Raw genomic sequence first — 19,210 nt, forward strand, 5'->3', positions numbered from 1 at the left:
TGGGCGCGCCTCAGAGGGCGCCGCGTTTCCAGGGGCCCGTGATCGCGGCCGTGAAGCCCGGCAGATAGACGTTCACGAAGAGCCAGCGGCGCCAGAAGGTCGCCCCCGCCCACTCCGATCCGCGGAAGTCGCCGCGCCAGCCGTTCACCTGGCCGTTCAGCACTACGGCGTTGCGGGCGAAGGGGAAGACGTCGCCCTGCGGCGTGACCCCGAGGAGGTACTGGCCGACGCGGCTGCCGTCCTCGCACAGCAGGAGGCTGCCCCGCGGCGAGAAGGCGAGGTTGTCGGGGTTGTTCATCACCTCGGCGGAGGGCGACTCGTAGACGCAGCGAAGCTGCTCCCAGCGCGGGCTGTAGGCCCACACCTGTCCGCGTCCCGCGGCGCCTCCGCTCGTGGCCGTGAACCACAGCTCGCGATTGCCGTAGCCGCAGCCCTCGAGGCGGCGGAAGACGGCGCCGCCCGCGGCGAAGCCCTGCGAGAAGACGCCGAGCGTGTCCGTCGTCCCCGGCGAGTGCGCGCGCTCGGGGTCGTCGATGTCGACCCAGGTGACCGGGAAGCGCACGCCGGCGCCGACTGCGCCGCGCAGGTCGGCCTGCGGCTGGCCGGCGACGGCGAGCATCTGCAGCCGCCCGCCGCGCGTGAGCTTGCCGCGCACCATGGGGATCATGCGGTAGAAGCCGGAGGTGCCGCGGTCCTCCGTCTCGTAGACGATGCCGGTGCGGGGATCGACGGCGGCGGCCTCGTGCACGAAGCGGCCGAGCGCGCGCAGCGGCTCGGGGCGCGCGGCGCCGATCGCCGGCACCTCGAAGACCCAGCCGTGGCTCTCGGCGAGCGGCTCGACGTTCTCCTCGCAGGTGAGCCAGGAGCCCCAGGGCGTGACGCCGCCGGCGCAGTTCTGGCGCGTGCCGGCGAGGCCGATGCGCGCGCCGAGGAAGCGCCCGCGGCGCGGATCGAACTCGAGGACCGTGGTGCCGCCCGTCGCGCTCGCGTCGTAGGTGAGCGCGGGCGGCCCGAAGCTGCTGCCCGCAAAGGGCAGCTCGTGGTTGCGCACGAGCCACAGGCGATTGTTGCGCGCCCGCACCACGCCCATGCCGTCCTGTGCCGGGGGCGTCGCCGCGCCGCCGGGCAGCGGATCGCCGGCCCAGCCGAAGGTCGTGTAGGTGAAGCCCGCGGGCAGCTCGAGGAGGGGCAGGCCGGTGTTCGCGTCCGCGACCGGCGCGAGCGGCCCGTAGTCGAGGCCGCGCGGCTTGCGGGCCTGCGCCAGGCTCGCGAGGGGGCCGGGGAGGGCGGAGGCGGCGCACAGGCCGCCCAGGGCGAGGGCGCTGCGACGCAGGAACAGGCGGCGGGTGGGCTCGTGCGGGACGGGCATGGGCGGTCTCCCCCGGGCGACGGGTGACGCGACCGTAGCCCATCGGCGGAGGGGCGGCGAGAGAAAGTCGCGCGACGGCAGCGTGTCGATCCGGCGCGCGCTGGTTCGTCGTCGAGACAGGAGGCGAACGACGATGCGAGTGATGGTCCTGGTGAAGGCGACGCCGGACAGCGAGGCCGGCGCGATGCCGAGCGAGCAGCTGCTCTCGGAGATGGGGCGCTACAACGAGGAGCTCGTCCAGGCCGGCGTCATGCTGGCGGGCGAAGGGCTGCACCCGAGCGCGAAGGGCGTGCGCGTACGTTTCGACGGCGCGGCCCGCACCGTCACCGACGGGCCCTTTGCCGAGACCAGGGAGCTGATCGCAGGCTTCTGGCTCTGGCAGGTGACGTCGATGGCCGAGGCGATCGCCTGGGCGAAGCGCTGTCCGAACCCGATGCCGGGAAGCTCCGAGATCGAGATCCGTCCGGTCTTCGAGGCCGACGACTTCGGTCCCGAGCTGACGCCCGAGCTGCGCGCGCAGGGGGAGCGGCTGCGCGCGGCGACCTCGGCGTCGAACCCGTCCCTGAAGCGTTGATCCACGAAGCCTCGAAAGGAGAGCGACACGATGCACATCCAGCCGTACCTGTTCTTCAACGGCCGCTGTGAGGAGGCGGTCGAGTTCTACCAGCGGACCGTCGGCGCGAAGGCCGGCATGCTGTTGCGCATGAAGGACAGTCCCGAGCCCCCGCCGCCGGGGGCGATGCCGCCGGGCATGGAGAGCAAGATCATGCACGGCGAGCTCCAGATCGGCGACACGACGCTCCTCGTCTCCGACGGGATGAGCGACGGGCCGCCGACGTTCGACGGCTTCCGCCTGGCGCTGCAGGTCGCGGACGTCGCCACCTGCGAACGCCTCTTCGCCGGCCTCGCGGCCGGCGGTCAGGTGCAGCAGGCGCCGGCGAAGACGTTCTTCTCCGCCGCGTTCGGCATGTGCACCGACCGCTTCGGGTTGCCGTGGATGGTCCTCGTCAGCCAGCCGTGACGCGTGCGGAGGTCGCGCGCGCGCCGTTCGCCGCGAGCGGGGCGGCGCGCGCCGGCGTCCGGGCCTGCGACACGATCAGCGCGACCGCGCCGAGGATGACGGCGCCCGCGACGAGCATCCGCGGCGTGATCGGCTCGCCCAGGATGGCCCACCCGAGCAGCACGGCCACGACGGGATTCACGAAGGCGTAAGTCCCGATCAGCGAGGTTGGGGCATGGCCGAGCAGCCAGACGTAGCAGCTGAACGCCAGCAGCGACCCGAACACCACGAGATAGCCGAGGGCGAGCCACGAGCGCGTCGAGGCGGCGGCGAGGTCCATGCGCAAGGGCTCGCCCGCGAGCACGCCGACGACGAGCAGCAGCGCTCCGCCGGCGAGCATTTCCATGCCGGTCGCGAGCGCGGCCCGCGGCGGCAGCGGAGCGCGCCGCGACCACACGGAGCCGACGGCCCACGAGATCGACGCGAGCGTGCAGACGACGACGCCGAGCGGATGCACGCCGCCGGTGTCGACCGGCCCTGCGAGCAGTGCGATGCCCGCGACGCCGAGGCCGAGGCCGAGCACGGTGCGCGGTCGCAGCGGCTCGTCCTGCAGCACGCGCGCCGCGAGCGCCATCCAGACCGGCATCACGGCGACGAGGAGGGCGGCGACGCCGGAGGGGATGTAGTGCTGGGCCCAGACCACGCCGCCGTTGCCGCCGCCGAGCAGCGCGCCGCCGACGATCGCCGTCGCGCGCCATTGTCTCGGGCCGGGACGTTCCCGCGCGCCGCCCCGCCAGCGGGCCCAGGCGTAGAGGATGCCGCCCGCGACCAGGAAGCGCGTGCCGGCGCCGAGGAAGCTGGGGAGGGTCTCGAGCGCGACGTGGATCGCGAGGTAGGTCGAGCCCCACACCACGTAGACGACTCCGAGCGCCGCCCACACGAGCAGCGGCGAAGCGACGGTCGGCGCGGCGGACGGCATGGGGTCGCGTCAGGGAGCCTGCGCCGCCGTGGCGACGCAAGCAGGCCAATCGCCTTGCGCTGCCGCACCTTTTTGGCCAGGGTACGCGCGCCGTACGGGGGCGGCAGCAGATGGCGGAACGTACGCTCGGAGTGATCGGTGGCAGCGGGCTCTACGAGCTCCCGGGGCTGACGGACGTGGAGCGCGTGCGTCCGAAGACGCCGTTCGGCGAGCCGTCGGACGAGATCGTCGTCGGACGGCTCGGCGGCACGCGGCTGTGCTTCCTGCCGCGTCACGGGCGCGGCCACCGCATCCTGCCGTCGGAGCTGCCGTTCCGCGCCAACGTCTACGCGCTGAAGACGCTCGGGGTCGACAGCATCCTCGCCGTCAGCGCCGTCGGCAGCCTGCGCGAGGAGATCGTGCCCGGGCATCTCGTGGTGCCGAACCAGTTCATCGACCGCACGCGCGGGCGCACCGAGGAGAGCACGTTCTTCGGCCGCGGCGTGGTGGCGCACGTGCAGTTCGCCGACCCGTTCTGTCCCGTCTTGTCGCAGGCGCTCCTCGGCGCGGCGCGCGGCGCGGGCGCGACGGTGCACGAGGGCGGAACGTACGTCTGCATGGAGGGCCCCGCCTTCTCGACGCGCGCGGAGTCGCATCTGTACCGGAGCTGGGGCGCGCAGATCATCGGCATGACGAACCTCCAGGAGGCCAAGCTCGCGCGCGAGGCCGAGCTCTGCTTCGCCACGCTCGCGCTGGCGACCGACTACGACTGCTGGCACGCGAGCCACGACGACGTGCACATCGAGGACATCTTGAAGATCATCGCGGCGAACGCGGACCTCGCGCGGCAGACGGTGGCGGGCCTCGCGCCGGCGCTGCCCGAGCGCACCGGCTGCCCCTGTCCCACGGCGCTCGCCACCGCGATCATCACCGATCGCGCGACCATCCCGCCGCAGGTGAAGCGCGACCTCGCGCCGATCGCGGGGAAGTACCTGTGAGCAACACCGGCCGCCGCGTCGTGGTCACGGGCTCCGTGGCCTACGACTACCTGATGGAGTTCCCGGGCAGGTTCCTCGACGTCATGGTGCCCGACCGCATGCACCGCCTGTCGGTGTCGTTCCAGGTGGACGCGATGCGCAAGGTGCGCGGCGGCTGTGCGCCGAACATCGCCTACAGCCTCCGGCTGCTCGGCGCAGAGCCGCTGCTCCTCGCCACCGCCGGCGCCGACGCGGGCGACTACCGCGACTGGCTCGCCGCCGAGGGCATCGACGTCACGCACCTGCGCGTCCTGCCCGACGTCTTCACGGCGTCGTTCTTCTGCAACACCGACACGGAGCAGAACCAGATCGCGAGCTTCTACAGCGGCGCCATGGCGCGCGCCGCGGAGCTCGCCATCGCCGACGTCGACCGCGACGGGCTCGCGTGCGTGGTCGTCTCGCCGAACGATCCGGGCGCGATGGCGAAATACGCGGGCGAGTGCCGCACGCTCGGCATCCCGTTCGTCTACGATCCGAGCCAGCAGGTGGCGCGGCTCGAGGGGCGCGAGCTGCTGGCGTGCCTCGAGGGGGCCTGGATCTTCATCGGCAACGACTACGAGTTCGGGATCATCGAGAAGAAGACGGGGCTGCGCGAGGCCGAGCTGCTGGCGCGCGTCCCCGTCCTGATCGTCACCCACGGCGGCGAGGGCTCCACCATCGCGCTGCGCGGCGGCTCCGACGAGGCGCCCGACGGCATCACCACGATCCGCGTGCCGCCGGCGAAGGTCGAGGCGACGGCGCTCGATCCGACCGGTGTCGGCGACGCGTATCGCGCCGGTCTGCTCGCCGCGCGCCTCGCCGGCCTGCCGTGGGCCGTCGCGGGCCGCGTCGGCAGCATCGCGGCGGTCTACGCCCTGGAGAGCCTCGGCCCGCAACCCCCGCGCTACGATCTGGCGACGTTCCGCGCGCGCTACGAGGCGAACTTCGGGACGGACGATCGGGCGCTGCTCGCACGTCTCGGATGAGTAGACCCACCCTCTCCGTCCTGATCCCGGTCTACAACGAGGTCGGCTGCCTCGAACCGCTGCTGCGCGAGCTGGGGGCGGTCCTCGATACGCTGCCGCACGAAGCGGAGATCGTCGCCGTCGACGACGGCAGCAGCGACGGCAGCTTCGACCGTCTGGTCGCGCTGACGGCGCGCGAGCCGCGCCTGCGCGTCCTGCGCCTCGCGCGCAACTACGGGCAGACGGCGGCGATGGCGGCGGCGATCGAGCACGCGCGCGGCGATCTGCTCGTCTCGCTCGACGCCGACCTGCAGAACGATCCGCGCGACATCCCGACGCTCCTGGCGGCCCTGCGGCCCGACGTCGACGTCGTGAACGGGTGGCGCCAGGACCGCAAGGATCCCTTCATGAGCCGCCGCCTACCGTCGCAGATCGCGAACCGCATCATCTCCGCGGTGACCGGCACGGCGTTGCACGACTACGGCTGCACGCTGCGCGTGATGCGCGCGCCGGTCGCGCGCGAGCTGCGGCTCTACGGCGAGCTGCACCGCTTCATTCCCGCCCTCGCCGCCGACGTGGGGGCGCGCGTGGTCGAGGTCCCGGTGTCGCATCGGCCGCGGACGATCGGCCAGTCGAAGTACGGCATCTCGCGCACGCTGCGCGTGGTGCTCGACCTGCTGACGGTCAAATTCCTGTCCGGCTACGCGACGCGCCCGATCCAGCTGTTCGGGCTCGTGGGGCTGGCGCTGGCGGCGCCGGGGACGCTGCTCATGGGCGTCCTCGGCTTCCAGCGCATCGTGCTCGGCGTGCCGCTCGCCGGACGTCCCGTCGTTCTGCTCGCCATTTTGTTGACCGTGCTCGGCGTGCAGTTCGTTTCCATCGGGCTGCTCGGCGAGATGGTGGTGCGCACGTACCACGAGTCGCAGCGCAAGCCGATCTATCGCGTGCGTGAGATCGTCGCGGGAACCGCGTCCGAATTGACACCCAGGACACCCGCCGCTAAGGGTGAAGAGATATGAAACTCTGCGTAGTTGGGACCGGCTACGTGGGTCTCGTCGCCGGCACCTGCTTCGCTGAGAGCGGTAACGACGTCGTCTGCATCGACAACGTCGCCGAGAAGGTCGAGCGTCTTCGCCGCGGCGAGGTGCCGATCTACGAGCCCGGCCTCGAAGAGCTCATCCGTCGCAACGTCACCGAAGGCCGGCTCGTGTTCGACATGGATCTCGCCGACGCGGTGAAGAAGAGCCGCGTCTGCTTCATCGCGGTCGGTACGCCGGAGAAGGAAGACGGTTCAGCCGATCTCGGTGCGGTGCTCGCGGTGGCGCGGGCGATCGCGGAGTCGATGGACGGGCATCGCGTGATCGTCACGAAGAGCACCGTCCCGGTCGGCACGCACGAGAAGATCCGTGCGGTGATGGAGCCGATCGCGCGGCATCCGTTCGACGTGGTCTCGAATCCCGAGTTCATGAAGGAAGGCGCGGCGATCGAGGACTTCATGAAGCCCGACCGGGTCGTCATCGGCGCGGCCTCGCTCGAAGCCTTCAAGATCATGCGCGAGCTGTACGAGCCGTTCTGCCGCACCGGCGCGCCCATCATCGAGATGGACAACGCGAGCGCCGAGATGACGAAGTACGCGGCCAACGCGCTGCTCGCGACGCGCATCTCGTTCATGAACGAGATCGCCAACCTCTGCGAGCGCGTCGGCGCCGACGTCGACTTCGTGCGGAGGGGCGTCGGCCACGACCGCCGCCTGGGGCATCACTTCCTCTTCCCCGGCGTCGGCTACGGCGGCTCGTGCTTCCCGAAGGACGTGCAGGCGGTCATCCACACCGCGCACGCGGCGGGCATGAAGTTCCCGCTGCTGAACGCGGTCGAGGAGGTGAACGACGCGCAGAAGAAGCGGCTCGTCGAGAAGGTCGTCGAGACCTTCGGCGAGAATCTGCGCGGAAAGAAGTTCGCCATCTGGGGCCTCGCGTTCAAGCCGAAGACCGACGACATGCGCGAGGCGCCGTCGATCGTCGTCATCGAGGGCCTGCTCGAGCGCGGCGCGACCGTCGCGGCCCACGACCCCGAAGCGGAGCACACGGCGCGCGCGGTCTTCGGCGACCGCATCAGCTATCATCGCGTCAACTACGAGGCGCTCGACGGCGCCGACGCGCTCCTCATCGTCACGGAGTGGAACGAGTTCCGCCGGCCCGACTACGCGCGCATGAAGAAGCTCCTGCGGGCGCCGGTCGTGTTCGACGGTCGCAACGTCTACGACCCCGAGGTCATGCGCGAGCACGGCTTCACCTACTACCCGATCGGCCGTCGGCCCGTCGGTGCGAACGCCCGCTAGGCGGGGAGGCGGCAGGATGGCGCGGGTCCTCATCACCGGCGGTGCGGGTTTCATCGGCTCGCACCTGTGCGAGCGGTTCCTCGCGGATGGCGCCGACGTCATCTGCATGGACAACTTCCTCACCGGCTCGCCGGACAACGTCGCGCACCTGCTCGCGAACCCCCGCTTCACGCTGATCCAGCAGGACGTCACGAACTACATCTGGGTGAAGGGCCCGCTCGACGCGATCCTCCACTTCGCGTCGCCGGCCAGCCCGGTCGACTACCTCGAGCTGCCGATCCAGACGCTGAAGGTCGGCTCCCTCGGCACGCACAAGGCGCTCGGCCTCGCCAAGGAGAAGGGCGCCCGGCTTCTGCTCGCCTCGACGTCGGAGTGCTACGGCGATCCGCTCGTCCACCCGCAGAACGAGGACTACTGGGGCAACGTGAACCCCATCGGTCCGCGCGGCGTGTACGACGAGGCGAAGCGCTTCGCGGAGGCCATGACCATGGCCTACCAGCGCTTCCACAAGGTGCAGACGCGCATCGTGCGCATCTTCAACACGCACGGCCCGCGCATGCGCCTCAACGACGGGCGCGTCGTGCCGAACTTCATCGCCCAGGCGCTGCGGGGCGAGCCGATGACCGTCTACGGCGACGGCAGCCAGACGCGCAGCTTCTGCTACGTGTCGGACCTCGTCGAAGGCCTCGTGCGTCTCCTCGAGTCCGGCCATCCCACGCCGGTGAACCTCGGCAACCCGATGGAGGTCTCGATCCTCCAGTTCGCCGAGGTGATCAAGAAGCTCACCGGCTCGAAGAGCGAGATCGTCTACCGCGAGCTGCCCGAAGACGACCCGAAGGTGCGCCAGCCCGACATCACCCGGGCGCGCACGATCCTCGGCTGGGAGCCGAAGGTCGGGCTCGAAGAGGGCCTGTCGAAGACCATCGAGTACTTCCGGAGCAAGGTGTGAAGATCGTCGTCACCGGCGGCGCCGGCTTCATCGGCTCGCACGTCGTCGACGCCTACGTCGGCGCCGGGCACGAGGTGCTGATCGTCGACAACCTCTGCATGGGCAAGCGCGAGAACCTCCACCCGTCGGCGCGCTTCTTCGAGTACGACATCCTCGATCCGAAGACGGCCGCGCTGATCGCGAGCGAGAAGCCGGACGTGATCAACCATCACGCCGCGCAGATGGACGTCCGCCGCTCGGTCGCCGACCCGCAGTTCGACGCCCGGGTGAACATCCTCGGCACCATCGGGCTGCTCGACGCCGCCCGTCAGGCAGGCGTGAAGAAGTTCCTCTTCGTGTCCTCCGGCGGCGCCGCCTACGGCGAGCAGCAGGAGTACCCGGCGCCGGAGACGCATCCGACCTGGCCGGTCAGCCCGTACGGCGTCAGCAAGCGCTCGGGCGAGCTGTACTGCCACTTCTTCATGGCCGAGTACGGCCTGCCGTTCGTCGCCTTCCGCTACGCCAACGTCTACGGCCCGCGCCAGGATCCGCACGGCGAGGCCGGCGTGGTCGCGATCTTCAGCGGCAGGATGCTGCGCGGCGAGCCGGTCACCGTGAACGGCGACGGCACGCAGACGCGCGACTACGTCTTCGTCGGCGACGTCGCGCGCATGAGCCTGCTGGCGCTCGAGCATCCGGCCACGGGCCCCGTCAACGTCGGCACCGGCGTCGAGACCGACGTGAACGTGCTGGCGGAGCACATCCGCAGGGCGGCGGGCAGCACGGCCGAGATCACCCACGGGCCGGCGAAGTCGGGCGAGCAGCGGCGCAGCGTGGTCGCGATCGGGCGCGCCGCCGAGGTGTACGGGTGGAAGCCCGAGGTGTCGCTGGCCGACGGCCTGGCACGCACGGTCGAGTTCTTCCGCGCCAAGCAGGCGCGCTGACGTCGGCGCCGCCGGGCCTGCGGCCGGGCGTCCCTTGCGGTCGCGGGGGGCGCCCCGTAGAGTCCCGGGGCTCGACGAGCCACCGTGGACCAGCAGCGCATCCGCAACTTCTCGATCATCGCCCACATCGACCACGGCAAGTCGACGCTGGCCGATCGCCTCCTCGAGCGCACCGGCACCGTCTCGCAGCGCGAGATGTCGGCGCAGTTCCTCGACGACATGGATCTCGAGCGCGAGCGCGGCATCACCATCAAGGCGCGCACCGTGCGCCTGTCGTACGCGGCCCGGGACGGCAAGGACTACGTCCTGAACCTCATCGACACGCCCGGCCACGTCGACTTCACCTACGAGGTGTCGCGCAGCCTCGCGGCGTGCGAGGGCGCGATCCTCGTCGTCGACGCCTCGCAGGGCGTGCAGGCGCAGACCATGGCCAACGTGTACCTGGCCCTCGAGCACGACCACGCCATCGTGCCGGTGCTGAACAAGATCGACCTGCCGAGCGCGGAGCCGGAGCGCGTGCGCAAGGAGATCGAGGACGCGATCGGTCTCGACGCCTCGAACGCGATCCCCGCGAGCGCGAAGTCGGGCGTCGGCATCGACGAGATACTCGAGGCGATCGTCCGCGACATCCCGCCGCCGCAGGGGGATCCCGCCGCGCCGCCGCGCGGGCTGATCTTCGACTCGTGGTTCGATCCCTACCTCGGCGCCGTCTCGCTGATCCGCATGATGGACGGGACGCTCTCGAAGGGGCAGCGCATCCGGCTCATGGCCGTCGGCAAGGAGTTCACCATCACGCGGCTCGCGGTGCTGGCACCGCGCGCGGTCGAGGTGCAGAGCCTCGGGCCCGGCGAGGTTGGCATGCTGTCGGCGGCGATCAAGGAGGTCGCCGACACGCGCATCGGCGACACCGTGACCAGCGCCGAGCGTCCCGCCGCCGAGGCGCTGCCGGGCTTCCAGCCGGTCAAGCCCATGGTCTTCAGCGGGCTCTATCCGGCCGATTCCGACGACTACGACGCGCTCCGCGACGCGGTCGACAAGCTGCGCCTCAACGACGCCTCGTTCGCCTACGAGCCCGAGACCTCGCTCGCGCTCGGCTTCGGCTTCCGCTGCGGTTTCCTCGGCCTGCTCCACATGGAGATCATCCAGGAGCGGCTCGAGCGCGAGTTCGGCCTGACGCTGGTGACGACCGCGCCGACGGTCGCGTACCGCGTCGTGCGCACGAACGGCGAGGCGTTCGTCATCGACAGCCCCGCGAAGCTCCCGCCGACGATGGAGGTGGAGCACATCGAGGAGCCGTACATCCGGGCGACGATCCACCTGCCCGCGGAGTTCCTCGGCAACGTGATGCAGCTGTGCCAGGACCGGCGCGGCGAGCAGAAGGAGATGCGCTACCTCGGCGAGACCCGCGTCATGATCACCTACGAGCTGCCCCTGGCCGAGGTGGTGCTCGACTTCTACGACAAGCTGAAGTCGATGACGCGCGGCTACGCGTCGATGGACTACGAGTACCTCGACTTCCGCCCGTCGAACCTCGTGAAGCTCGATCTCCTCATCAACGGCGATCCCGTCGACGCGCTCTCCATCATCGTCCACCGCGACAGCGCCTACGTCCGCGGCCGCGACCTCTGCGCCAAGCTGCGCGAGCTGATCCCGCGGCAGATGTTCGAGATCGCGATCCAGGCCGCGATCGGGGCCAAGATCATCGCCCGGGAGACGGTGAAGGCCATCCGCAAGAACGTCACCGCGAAGTGCTACGGCGGCGACATCACCCGCAAGCGCAAGCTCCTCGAGAAGCAGAAGGAGGGCAAGCGGCGCATGAAGCAGGTGGGACGGGTCGAGATCCCGCAGGAAGCGTTCCTGGCGGTCCTGAAGGGTAGCGAGTAGGGGTCGCGTCGACTATGGTGCGCGATCAGATGCCGAATACCGACGCCCAGCGGCAGGAAGCGGTCGCGTACGCTCCGGCCGCGCCGCGCCGCAAGTCGCAGGTCCGTGAGTACGCGGAGGCGCTGCTCGTGGCGCTGCTCCTGGCGCTCGGCATCCGCACCTTCGTGGTCCAGGCGTTCAAGATCCCGTCCGGGTCGATGCTCCCGACGCTCGAGATCGGCGACCACATCCTGGTGAACAAGTTCGTGTTCGGGCCGCGCCTCGAGATACCGCTGACGCAGATCTCGCTCGGGCGCCTGCCCGGCATCCGCGAGCCGCGGCCGGGCGACGTCGTCGTCTTCATCTGGCCGAAGGACCGCTCGAAGGACTTCATCAAGCGCGTGGTCGCCACCGCGGGGCAGACGGTCGAGGTTCGCAGCCGCCAGATCTACGTCGACGGCAAGGCCTGGGAGGATCCGCACGCACACTGGGGCGATCGTAAGGCCACGCAGGCGCCGATGCAGGGCGACGACTTCGGCCCGTTCACGGTGCCGGAGGACAACGTCTTCGTGATGGGCGACAACCGCGACCAGAGCTACGACTCGCGCTTCTGGGGACCGGTGCCGATCGAGGACATCAAAGGTCTCGCGCTCGTCATCTACTGGTCCTGGGACGGCCCCGACCGCTGGGTGCGCTGGGACCGCATCGGCAAGCTGGTGGAGTAGCGACGAGCCGCGGCGATGGGCGGACACGAGCGCGTTCGCGACGAGTGGCAGGCCGTGGCGCAGGGCTGGCGCCGCTGGGAGCCGCTCTTCCAGTCGTTCACCTGGCCGCTCGCACTGCGCATGGCGACGGCGGCCGAGGTGAAGGCGGGCGACCGCGTCCTCGACGTCGGCTGCGGCATCGGCGATCCGACCCTCCAGGTGGCGGTGCTGGTCGGGCCGCACGGCGCCGTCTGCGGCGTCGACCTCGCCGAGGGCATGATCGCGATCGCCCGCGAGCGCGCCACGGCGCTCGGGCTCGCGCATGCGGAGTTTCGCGTCGGCGACGTCGGCACGCTGCCGTTGCCGTCGCAGGGCTTCGACGTGGTGCTCGCGCGCTGGAGCCTCATCTACATGGACGACGTCGCCGCGACCCTGGAGCGCCTGCGGGCGGCGCTCGCCCCGGGGGGCCGCATCGCGGTGACGGCCTGGGCACCGCCGGACGCCAACCCGTGGTTCACCGTGCCGCTCGCGGCGCTGGGGCGCGTGCGGCCGTTGCCGGCGCCCGATCCCGACGCGCCGGGCGTGTTCCACCTCTCGGCCGACGGCGCCCTCGCGCGCGCGCTGGTCGCCGGCGGGTTCCAGGCGGTCGGCCAGGAGCGGGTCGTGCTGTCGCAGTTCGCGCGCGACGCCGCCGAGGTCTGGGGCATGATGAGCGAGATGGCGGGTCCCCTGGCGCCCCTGCTGGCCGATCTCGGGGCCGACGAGCGGGCGCGGCTGGCGGGCGACGTCGCCGCGGGCCTCGAGCGTTTCCGCGCCGGCGACGTGCTGCGCATCCCGGCCCAGGCTCAGCTCGCCTGGGGCCGCGCGTAGCGGGCGAGCGTCAGTCGAGCGCGTGGCGGCCGGGGCCGAGCGTGGTCTCGTGCCCGCGCCAGTGGACCGTGGCCTCGGCCCCGGCCGGCAGCTCGACCCGGGCACCGTCGGCGCTCCAGCGGACGCGGACCGGGCCGTGCGGGGTCGGCACGTCGCCCTCGGCCCACGCGAGGTCGCCCAGCTGCGGCGCGAGGACGAGGCGGGCGCACCCGGGCGCGGCCGGCGCCACGCCGAGGACGTGGGCGGCGAGCGTCCCGGCGATCGCACCGGACCAGCCGTGGCAGAGGCTCACGCCATAGCGACGGCCGTAGAGGTCGAGCTCGGTGGCGCGATCTTCGTCGGGATCGAAGCTCTCCCAGAACGTCGTGGCCCCGCGCGCGAGCATCCCGCCCCAATAGCGGCGGACGAGCGCGAGCGCGGCCTCGGCGCGTCCGCCGCGGAACAGCGCCTCGACGTTGAGCGTCTGGCCGTACCCGGTCGTGGTGGGGCCGAGCCGGCCGCCGGCGGTCGCGAGCGCATCGAGCATCGCGCTGCGCTGGAGCGGGCTGCCGAGGCCGACGAGGACCGCGAGCGCCTGCGTGTAGCGACTCGCCGCCGCGGTGCGCTCGCCGCCGCGCACCCAGTCGACGACCAGCCCGCGCGGGTCGTCCTCGAGGCAGCGCTCGGCGACGTGGGCACGCAGGAGGTCGGCCTGCTCGAGCCAGGCGGCGGCGCCCGTGCCGGTCCAGGCGGCGAGCGCGGCGCCGGCGCGGAAGGCCTCGGCGACGAGCAGCGAGAGTGCGGCGACCTGCCCCTGCTTGTCGACGGGACATCCGAAGGGCTCGCGTCGGTCCCAATCGAGGAACACCCACCAGTCGGTCTCCTCCTCGGGACCGACGAGGCCGTGCGCGCCGATGCGCTCGGCGAGGAACGCGAGCGCGCGCCGCACGACGGGCAGGAGGAGGCGCGCGGTGTCGAGGTCGCCGGAGAGCTCCGTGTAGCGGGCCGCCGCGCGCACGAATTGCGGCACGTAGTCGGCGACGACGAGGTCGCTCGGATGCGGGCCCACGCCGGGGAGGGCGCCGTTGCGGAGCTGCGTCGCCGCGGCGAGCAGCAGCGAACGCCGGAACGGGCGCAGGTCGCCGATGGCCAGGCCGAAGACGTCGGCGACGGCCGCGAGGTCCCCGAGCCAGAGCAGGCGATCGCGCTTCGGGCCGTCCTCGACGTAGTCGTGCGTGCAGCGCAGCACCGTGCGGCGCGCGGTCGTGTAGATCTCGCCGAGCAGCGGATCGCTGCAGGCGAAGCGGCCCGCGGGCGTGACGTCGATCTCGAACGCGTCGAGCGCGAGCAGGACGTCGGCGGGGGCGTCGCCGTCGTTGCGCAGGACGGCCCAGCGCAGGGCGCTGCGCCGCGGGTCGCGCCAGGTGCCGGCCGCGGGCAGCGCGGCAATGCGCAGCGGGTTCTCGGTGCGGTCGTCGAGGTCGCGTGCCTCGGCTTCGGACTCCCCGGGCGAGAGCGTGAAGCGCCCGGCGTCGCCCGCGGTGAGCGCGAGGTGGCCGACGAGCTCTTCGCCGAAGTCGACGACGAGGTGCTCCTTCGGGGCGAGGCGGCGGACGGCCATGGGCTGGTGGCGGCGGTGGCGTACGTGCGGCAGGTCGCGATCGGCCTCGCGCTCGAGACGTCCGCCGCGCCGGGGCAGACGCAGCTGCGGCGACGCCGCCAACGGATGGACGAAGTGTCCCGGCGTCGGCTCCCAGCGCGCCTCCGCCGTGCGCTTGAGGAGCACCTCCCAGGTCGACGACGCCACCGCCGGGCGCATCGGCATCACGCGCTGGAGGCTGGCGCGCCGGCCGGTCGCGATGCGCGCCAGCGGCTGGCCCGGCACCTCGACGTCGGCCTGGCAGAAGACGCCGATCTGGACCGGGAGCGCGAGCCCGACGATCGTCGGCGTGTCGTGGTAGGCCGCCTCGACCGACAGGTCGTTCATGCCGCCGTGCAGCTCGCTCGCGAGGTCGATCTCGAAGGTCTCGCCGCGCACGAGCAGCCGCTGGGGGACGTCGAGCGCGACGCCGTTCACCGTCAGCAGGAGGAGGGGCGGCTGGGCCGCGGCCGAGAGGAAGCCGAGCGGGTGGGCGGTCCAGAGGCCCGCGGCGCACAGCCAGGCGCGCGCGGCGTGCGGCGGGGACTCGAGCGTGAAGCGGGTGCGGGCGAGGAGCGCATGGCACCCCGGTTCGGAGAGGGCCCAACAGGCGTCCCAGTGGTCGGCGAACCGCGCCTCGGGCTCCGGGGGCTCCCACCCACGCACCGCATCCATCTGCGGCCAGGATAGCGGCTGGGCGCCCGAGGCCCAACCGCGGCGCTCAGGCGGGGGCGAAGACGTTGTGGCCGCGGTCGCAGCGCACCGTGCCCGCGACGCCGACGCCCTCCGCCCGCTCGAGGTCCGCGAGGAGCCCCGTGTCGCACGGCAGCTCGGCGATGAAGCGCCGCTGGTCGTGCAGGCGGCCGATGACGACGCCGCGCTCCGGGCCTCCGTCACGCCCGTGGACCACCGTGTAGGCCTCGACGGTCGCACGGCCGTCGGCTTCCGGCGCCAGGGCGGGACGGGGACGGGCGTCGATCCGGGCCTGGAGCGGCGCGCTCGCGACGCGCGTCCAGCCGTACGGCGCCGGCGTCGTCCCGAGGACGACGAGCGCGTGCTTGGTCAGGTTCCAGCCGAGGGCGTGCACCAGCCCGAGCCCGCCGCCGTCGGCGAGCAGGCGTGCGCGCATCGCGGCGAGGGCGTGCGTCGCGTAGTCGTTGCCGGCGCCGCCGAACCAGGGCAGGCCGCCGGTGACGGTGAGCGGGCGATCGGCGTCCGGCGCCAGCCCGAGCATGTCGGCCGTGAGCCGCGCGGCGATCGGGAAGCACGAGTAGAGGTCGAGGTGCGCGATGGCGTCGAGGGACGTGTCGGCGGCGGCGAGCAACGCCGCGCCCGCCCGGCGCAGGCCGGGAAGGGTGTGGTAGTTCTCGCGCTCGGTGAGGAACCAGTGCTCGGCGACGTCGACTCCGGCGCGCGGATAGACCATGCCCGAGCGGGCGACGCCGAGGCGGCGCGCGGCCTCCTCGCTCGCCACCAGGAGCGCGGCACCCTGGTTCACCTCGAGGATGGCGTTCAAGCGCTTCGGGTAGGGGAACGCGACCATGCGGTTCACGGGCGTCACGGCGGTGAGCGCGGCGGCGTCGCGTGCCACGGGGAACCAGGCGTGCGGGTTCTCGGCGGCGACCCGCGTGCAGCGCGCCGCGTAGGCGCCGAGCTCGGCGCGGTGGGCGTCGAGGGAGAGGCCGCGCGCCGCGCGGTAGGCGTTCTCGACCAGCGCGTAGGTGACGGTCGCTTCGCGCGCGCCATGGCGCGCCTCGAGGTCGCTCGTGCCCTGGCGGGTGTCGCCCCAGCGCGGTGCGGGCGTGTCGGCGGGCGGCGTCCACGGCGACGGGATGCCGGCTTTGCCGAGCGCGCGCATGGTGTGGAAGGCCTCGCCGCCGGCGATGAGCGCGATCGCGCTGCGCCCGGCGGCGATCTCGTCGCAGCAGTGCGCCAGGAGCGAGATCGGCGTATTGCCGCCCCAGGTCGAGAGCAGGCGGCGTCCGGGCCGGCAGCCGAGGCGGGCGGCGAGCATGCTCGCGGTGTCGAGGTAGTCGTGGAAGACGTTGGTGACCACGGCGACGGTGTCGACCGCGTCGCGCAGCGCCGCCGCGGGGCCTGCGTCGGCCAGTGCGGCGCGCGCGGCGGCCTCCATGAGGGCGAGCGGCTCGAGCCCCGCGCGGGGATCGGCGGGGCGGTCGGTCACCTGGCCGGCGCCGACGAGGACGGGAAGCGGAAGGGCCATCGCGGGTCTCCGGTGAGGGGCGCGCTCCTTGACTGACGCGGATCGCGCCGCCCAGAGTCCTGACCATGCCCGCGCTCGAGCCGTCAAACGTGCCCCCCCGTCTGCGCACGCCGATCTGCGATCTGTTCGGGATCGAGGTGCCGATCTGTCTCGCCGGGATGGGCGGCGTCTCGATGGCGCCCCTGGTGGCGGCGGTCTCGAACGGCGGCGGGCTCGGCATCATGGGCGCCGCGAACCTGGTTCCCGACGGCCTGCGGGCGGAGATCCGCCGCACGCGCGAGCTGACGACGCGGCCGTTCGCGGTCGATCTGCTGGCGCCGATCCCGGAGATGATCGAGCCGTTCCTCCCCGTGTTGTTCGACGAGGGCGTGGAGCTCTTCGTCGCCGGGCTCGCGGTGCCGGGGAAGCACGTCGCCGAGATGAAGCGTCGGGGGATGAAGGTCGTCGTCATGTGCGGCAAGGTCTCGCACGCACGCCACGCGCAGGAGGCGGGGGCCGACGTCGTCGTGGCGCAGGGCGGCGAGGCGGGCGGGCACACCGGCGAGATCGGCACGCTGGCGCTCGTGCCCCAGGTCGTCGACGCGGTCCGCATCCCGGTGCTCGCCGCGGGCGGCATCGTCGACGGGCGCGGCGTGGTGGCGGCGCTGGCGCTCGGCGCCCAGGGCGCCGTCATCGGTACGCGCTTCATCGCCACCCCCGAGGCGACCGCCGCGCGTCAGTATCGTGAGGCGCTGGTGGCGGCGCGGCAGGACGACACGGTCCGCACGCGCTGCTACTCCGGCAAGCCGCTGCGCACCCTGCGCAACCCGTACGTCGCCGAGTACGAGGCGCACCCCGAGACCATCGCGCGCTTCCCGGAGCAGCTCCTCGTCTCCACGCAGCGCGGGGTGATGGCCTACTGGGACCCGGAGATCGACCCGGAGCGGAACTGCATGCCGGCGGGGCAGGGCGTCGGCGGGTTTCGCGAGATCCGGCCGGCGGGCGACGTGCTGCGCGACGTCGTCGCGCAGGCCGAGGGCATCCTCGCGCGCGGGCTCGTCACCGCGGCGTGAGCCGCGCCCGCCAGCGGTCAGCCTTCGCCGGCGCGCGTCCGGTCGACGATCACGATCGACGGCTCGACGTAGAGATCGCGGTAGATGTCGACGAACGACAGCAGCGCCGCCACGATCACCGGGGCGACGAACGCACCCACGAAGCCGTACACGTGGACGCCGCCCAGGATCGAGAAGAGGAGGATGAACGTGGGCAGGCGAGCCCGCCCGCCGATGAGCAGCGGGCGCAGCACGTTGTCCATCATGCTGACGACGCCGACGCCCCAGGCCGTCAGCAGGAGCGCGCGCCACGGGTAGCCGGTGACGAGGAGGTAGAGCGCCGCCGGCGCCCAGACGGCCGCCGCCCCGGCCATCGGGATGAACGCCGCGATGCCGGTGAGGAAGCCGAGGAAGACGGCGAACGACATCGCCCCGATGAGCCAGTAGCCGAGCCCGCCGAGCACGCCCTGCACGACCGCGATGACGACCATGCTCTGCACCACGGCGGCGAGCGTCTCGTAGAGGCGCGTGAAGATCTCGTCCTTGTGGGCGCGCTCCATGGGGATCAGGTCGCGCAGGCGGGCGGCCATGCGCTCGCCGTCGCGGAAGAAGAAGAACAGGGCGACGAGCATGAGGCTGCCGTTGAGCAGGCTGAGGAGGGCGTTCTTGGCGACCGCGCCGGCCTGGCCGGCGATGGCCCCGGAGACCCAGCTCGTGGCCGAGACGAGGAGGGTCTGCGCGTCGAGCTGGAGGCGCTCCTGGATCGGACCCAGGAGGCGTTGGACGAACATGCCCGGCCGGGAGGTGCGCAGGTCGTTGAAGAGGCGGGTCAGCTCGCCGTCCTTCGTCGCCTGCTGGACCCACTCGTAGGCCCCGCCGGCCTCGCGCACGAGCAGCGAGCCCAGGAACAGCGAGGGCAGGATGGCCAGCAGCAGAACGCCGAAGACGAGCACGCCGGCGGCGGCGTCGCGGTTCCCGCGAAAGGCCCGCACCAGCCAGGTGGTCAGCGGGTAGAAGGTGAGGGCCAGGATCGCAGCCCAGACGAGCGGAGCCGCGAAAGGCACCAGGAGGACGAAGAGCTGGTACAGGAGGGCGAAGAAGACGACGAAGAAGAACGCCGCAAACAGTCGCTCCCTCGACACGGGGGGACTCTAGTCGCCGGCCCGCTCGCCCACAAGTCGCGCGGGGACCGGGCGCTTGCCTTGACAGGCAGGAGGGCCGTCGGTATCACTCGGCGTCTTATCGAGGACTTACGCAGGCACGTAGCTCAGTGGCTAGAGCGCTTCCCTGACACGGAAGAGGCCGGCGGTTCAATCCCGCCCGTGCCTATTTCCCACCCCAACCGCACCCACACCCCACAGACTCTTCCCGTGTAGCGCCGG

General features: G+C 72.2%; 17 protein-coding genes and 1 tRNA gene. 13 read left to right on the forward strand and 5 right to left on the reverse strand.

The genetic code is table 11. The annotated features are described in order from the left end of the window. Nucleotides 1–10: 10 nt before the first annotated feature. Complete coding sequence (locus KIT14_13170) at nt 11–1,369, reverse strand: DUF839 domain-containing protein (protein ID MCW5891485.1); 1,359 nt, start codon at nt 1,367–1,369, stop codon at nt 11–13. A gap of 133 nt (nt 1,370–1,502) precedes the next feature. Between KIT14_13170 and KIT14_13175 the strand changes: the two genes are divergently transcribed. Continuing rightward, nucleotides 1,503–1,943, forward strand: coding sequence for a YciI family protein (locus KIT14_13175; GenBank protein ID MCW5891486.1), 441 nt, complete (start codon nt 1,503–1,505; stop codon nt 1,941–1,943). A 30-nt stretch (nt 1,944–1,973) separates the two neighbouring features. Beyond that, entirely contained in the window at nt 1,974–2,390 is a 417-nt protein-coding gene (locus KIT14_13180) for a VOC family protein (protein ID MCW5891487.1), read from the forward strand. Here the strand turns inward: KIT14_13180 and KIT14_13185 are convergent. Further along, entirely contained in the window at nt 2,377–3,348 is a 972-nt protein-coding gene (locus KIT14_13185; GenBank protein MCW5891488.1) for an EamA family transporter, read from the reverse strand. The two genes, KIT14_13180 and KIT14_13185, sit on opposite strands and share 14 nt — an antisense overlap. Nucleotides 3,349–3,458: 110 nt before the next feature. Here KIT14_13185 and mtnP point away from each other — a divergent pair, with 110 nt between their 5' ends. The 9 genes from mtnP (at nt 3,459) to KIT14_13230 (ending at nt 12,955) form a co-directional block, all read left to right on the forward strand. Next, complete coding sequence (gene mtnP, locus KIT14_13190; GenBank protein MCW5891489.1) at nt 3,459–4,325, forward strand: S-methyl-5'-thioadenosine phosphorylase; 867 nt, start codon at nt 3,459–3,461, stop codon at nt 4,323–4,325. Then, a complete protein-coding gene (locus KIT14_13195; protein MCW5891490.1) occupies nt 4,322–5,329 on the forward strand; it encodes a carbohydrate kinase family protein in 1,008 nt (335 codons plus the stop codon). The genes mtnP and KIT14_13195 overlap by 4 nt, the downstream gene beginning before the upstream one ends. Then, nucleotides 5,326–6,327, forward strand: coding sequence for a glycosyltransferase family 2 protein (locus KIT14_13200; GenBank protein ID MCW5891491.1), 1,002 nt, complete (start codon nt 5,326–5,328; stop codon nt 6,325–6,327). Before KIT14_13195 ends, KIT14_13200 begins: the two co-directional genes overlap by 4 nt. After that, nucleotides 6,324–7,646: a UDP-glucose/GDP-mannose dehydrogenase family protein gene (locus tag KIT14_13205; GenBank protein ID MCW5891492.1), complete on the forward strand. Its 1,323-nt coding sequence runs from the start codon at nt 6,324–6,326 to the stop codon at nt 7,644–7,646. The genes KIT14_13200 and KIT14_13205 overlap by 4 nt, the downstream gene beginning before the upstream one ends. 16 nt (nt 7,647–7,662) lie before the next feature. Next, complete coding sequence (locus tag KIT14_13210) at nt 7,663–8,595, forward strand: SDR family oxidoreductase (protein ID MCW5891493.1); 933 nt, start codon at nt 7,663–7,665, stop codon at nt 8,593–8,595. Further along, nucleotides 8,592–9,518, forward strand: a complete 927-nt coding sequence (locus KIT14_13215; protein ID MCW5891494.1) for an NAD-dependent epimerase/dehydratase family protein — start codon at nt 8,592–8,594, stop codon at nt 9,516–9,518. Before KIT14_13210 ends, KIT14_13215 begins: the two co-directional genes overlap by 4 nt. 84 nt (nt 9,519–9,602) lie before the next feature. After that, nucleotides 9,603–11,402, forward strand: a complete 1,800-nt coding sequence (gene lepA / locus KIT14_13220) for a translation elongation factor 4 (protein ID MCW5891495.1) — start codon at nt 9,603–9,605, stop codon at nt 11,400–11,402. Nucleotides 11,403–11,431: 29 nt separating this feature from the next. Further along, nucleotides 11,432–12,106: a signal peptidase I gene (lepB, locus tag KIT14_13225; protein ID MCW5891496.1), complete on the forward strand. Its 675-nt coding sequence runs from the start codon at nt 11,432–11,434 to the stop codon at nt 12,104–12,106. 15 nt (nt 12,107–12,121) lie between these two features. After that, nucleotides 12,122–12,955 (forward strand): class I SAM-dependent methyltransferase, encoded by an 834-nt coding sequence (locus KIT14_13230; GenBank protein ID MCW5891497.1) that lies wholly within the window; start codon nt 12,122–12,124, stop codon nt 12,953–12,955. 10 nt (nt 12,956–12,965) lie between these two features. Here the strand turns inward: KIT14_13230 and KIT14_13235 are convergent, their stop codons facing one another. After that, nucleotides 12,966–15,248 (reverse strand): hypothetical protein, encoded by a 2,283-nt coding sequence (locus KIT14_13235; GenBank protein MCW5891498.1) that lies wholly within the window; start codon nt 15,246–15,248, stop codon nt 12,966–12,968. A gap of 46 nt (nt 15,249–15,294) precedes the next feature. Then, nucleotides 15,295–16,797: an acetyl-CoA acetyltransferase gene (locus tag KIT14_13240; GenBank protein ID MCW5891499.1), complete on the reverse strand. Its 1,503-nt coding sequence runs from the start codon at nt 16,795–16,797 to the stop codon at nt 15,295–15,297. Nucleotides 16,798–16,862: 65 nt separating this feature from the next. On the opposite strand from KIT14_13240, the gene KIT14_13245 reads away from it, so the two are divergent. Then, complete coding sequence (locus tag KIT14_13245; protein MCW5891500.1) at nt 16,863–17,849, forward strand: nitronate monooxygenase; 987 nt, start codon at nt 16,863–16,865, stop codon at nt 17,847–17,849. 17 nt (nt 17,850–17,866) lie between these two features. On the opposite strand, the gene KIT14_13250 is transcribed toward KIT14_13245, so the two are convergent. Continuing rightward, on the reverse strand, nt 17,867–18,970 hold the full coding sequence (locus KIT14_13250; GenBank protein ID MCW5891501.1) for an AI-2E family transporter: 1,104 nt from the start codon (nt 18,968–18,970) through the stop codon (nt 17,867–17,869). 114 nt (nt 18,971–19,084) lie between these two features. Here KIT14_13250 and KIT14_13255 point away from each other — a divergent pair. Then, nucleotides 19,085–19,157 (forward strand) — tRNA-Val (locus KIT14_13255). Nucleotides 19,158–19,210 lie beyond the last annotated feature (53 nt).

The organism is bacterium, assembly GCA_026129405.1.
Taxonomy (GTDB): domain Bacteria; phylum Desulfobacterota; class Binatia; order DP-6; family DP-6; genus JAHCID01.

Excerpts from the sequence above, each read along its gene's own strand:
- KIT14_13170 (MCW5891485.1), bottom strand. The coding sequence starts at position 1,369 with ATGCCCGTCCCGCACGAGCCCACCCGCCGCCTGTTCCTGCGTCGCAGC.
- KIT14_13175 (MCW5891486.1), top strand. The coding sequence starts at position 1,503 with ATGCGAGTGATGGTCCTGGTGAAGGCGACGCCGGACAGCGAGGCCGGC.
- KIT14_13180 (MCW5891487.1), top strand. The coding sequence starts at position 1,974 with ATGCACATCCAGCCGTACCTGTTCTTCAACGGCCGCTGTGAGGAGGCG.
- KIT14_13185 (MCW5891488.1), bottom strand. The coding sequence starts at position 3,348 with ATGCCGTCCGCCGCGCCGACCGTCGCTTCGCCGCTGCTCGTGTGGGCG.
- mtnP (MCW5891489.1), top strand. The coding sequence starts at position 3,459 with ATGGCGGAACGTACGCTCGGAGTGATCGGTGGCAGCGGGCTCTACGAG.
- KIT14_13200 (MCW5891491.1), top strand. The coding sequence starts at position 5,326 with ATGAGTAGACCCACCCTCTCCGTCCTGATCCCGGTCTACAACGAGGTC.
- KIT14_13205 (MCW5891492.1), top strand. The coding sequence starts at position 6,324 with ATGAAACTCTGCGTAGTTGGGACCGGCTACGTGGGTCTCGTCGCCGGC.
- KIT14_13210 (MCW5891493.1), top strand. The coding sequence starts at position 7,663 with ATGGCGCGGGTCCTCATCACCGGCGGTGCGGGTTTCATCGGCTCGCAC.
- lepB (MCW5891496.1), top strand. The coding sequence starts at position 11,432 with ATGCCGAATACCGACGCCCAGCGGCAGGAAGCGGTCGCGTACGCTCCG.
- KIT14_13230 (MCW5891497.1), top strand. The coding sequence starts at position 12,122 with ATGGGCGGACACGAGCGCGTTCGCGACGAGTGGCAGGCCGTGGCGCAG.
- KIT14_13235 (MCW5891498.1), bottom strand. The coding sequence starts at position 15,248 with ATGGATGCGGTGCGTGGGTGGGAGCCCCCGGAGCCCGAGGCGCGGTTC.
- KIT14_13240 (MCW5891499.1), bottom strand. The coding sequence starts at position 16,797 with ATGGCCCTTCCGCTTCCCGTCCTCGTCGGCGCCGGCCAGGTGACCGAC.
- KIT14_13245 (MCW5891500.1), top strand. The coding sequence starts at position 16,863 with ATGCCCGCGCTCGAGCCGTCAAACGTGCCCCCCCGTCTGCGCACGCCG.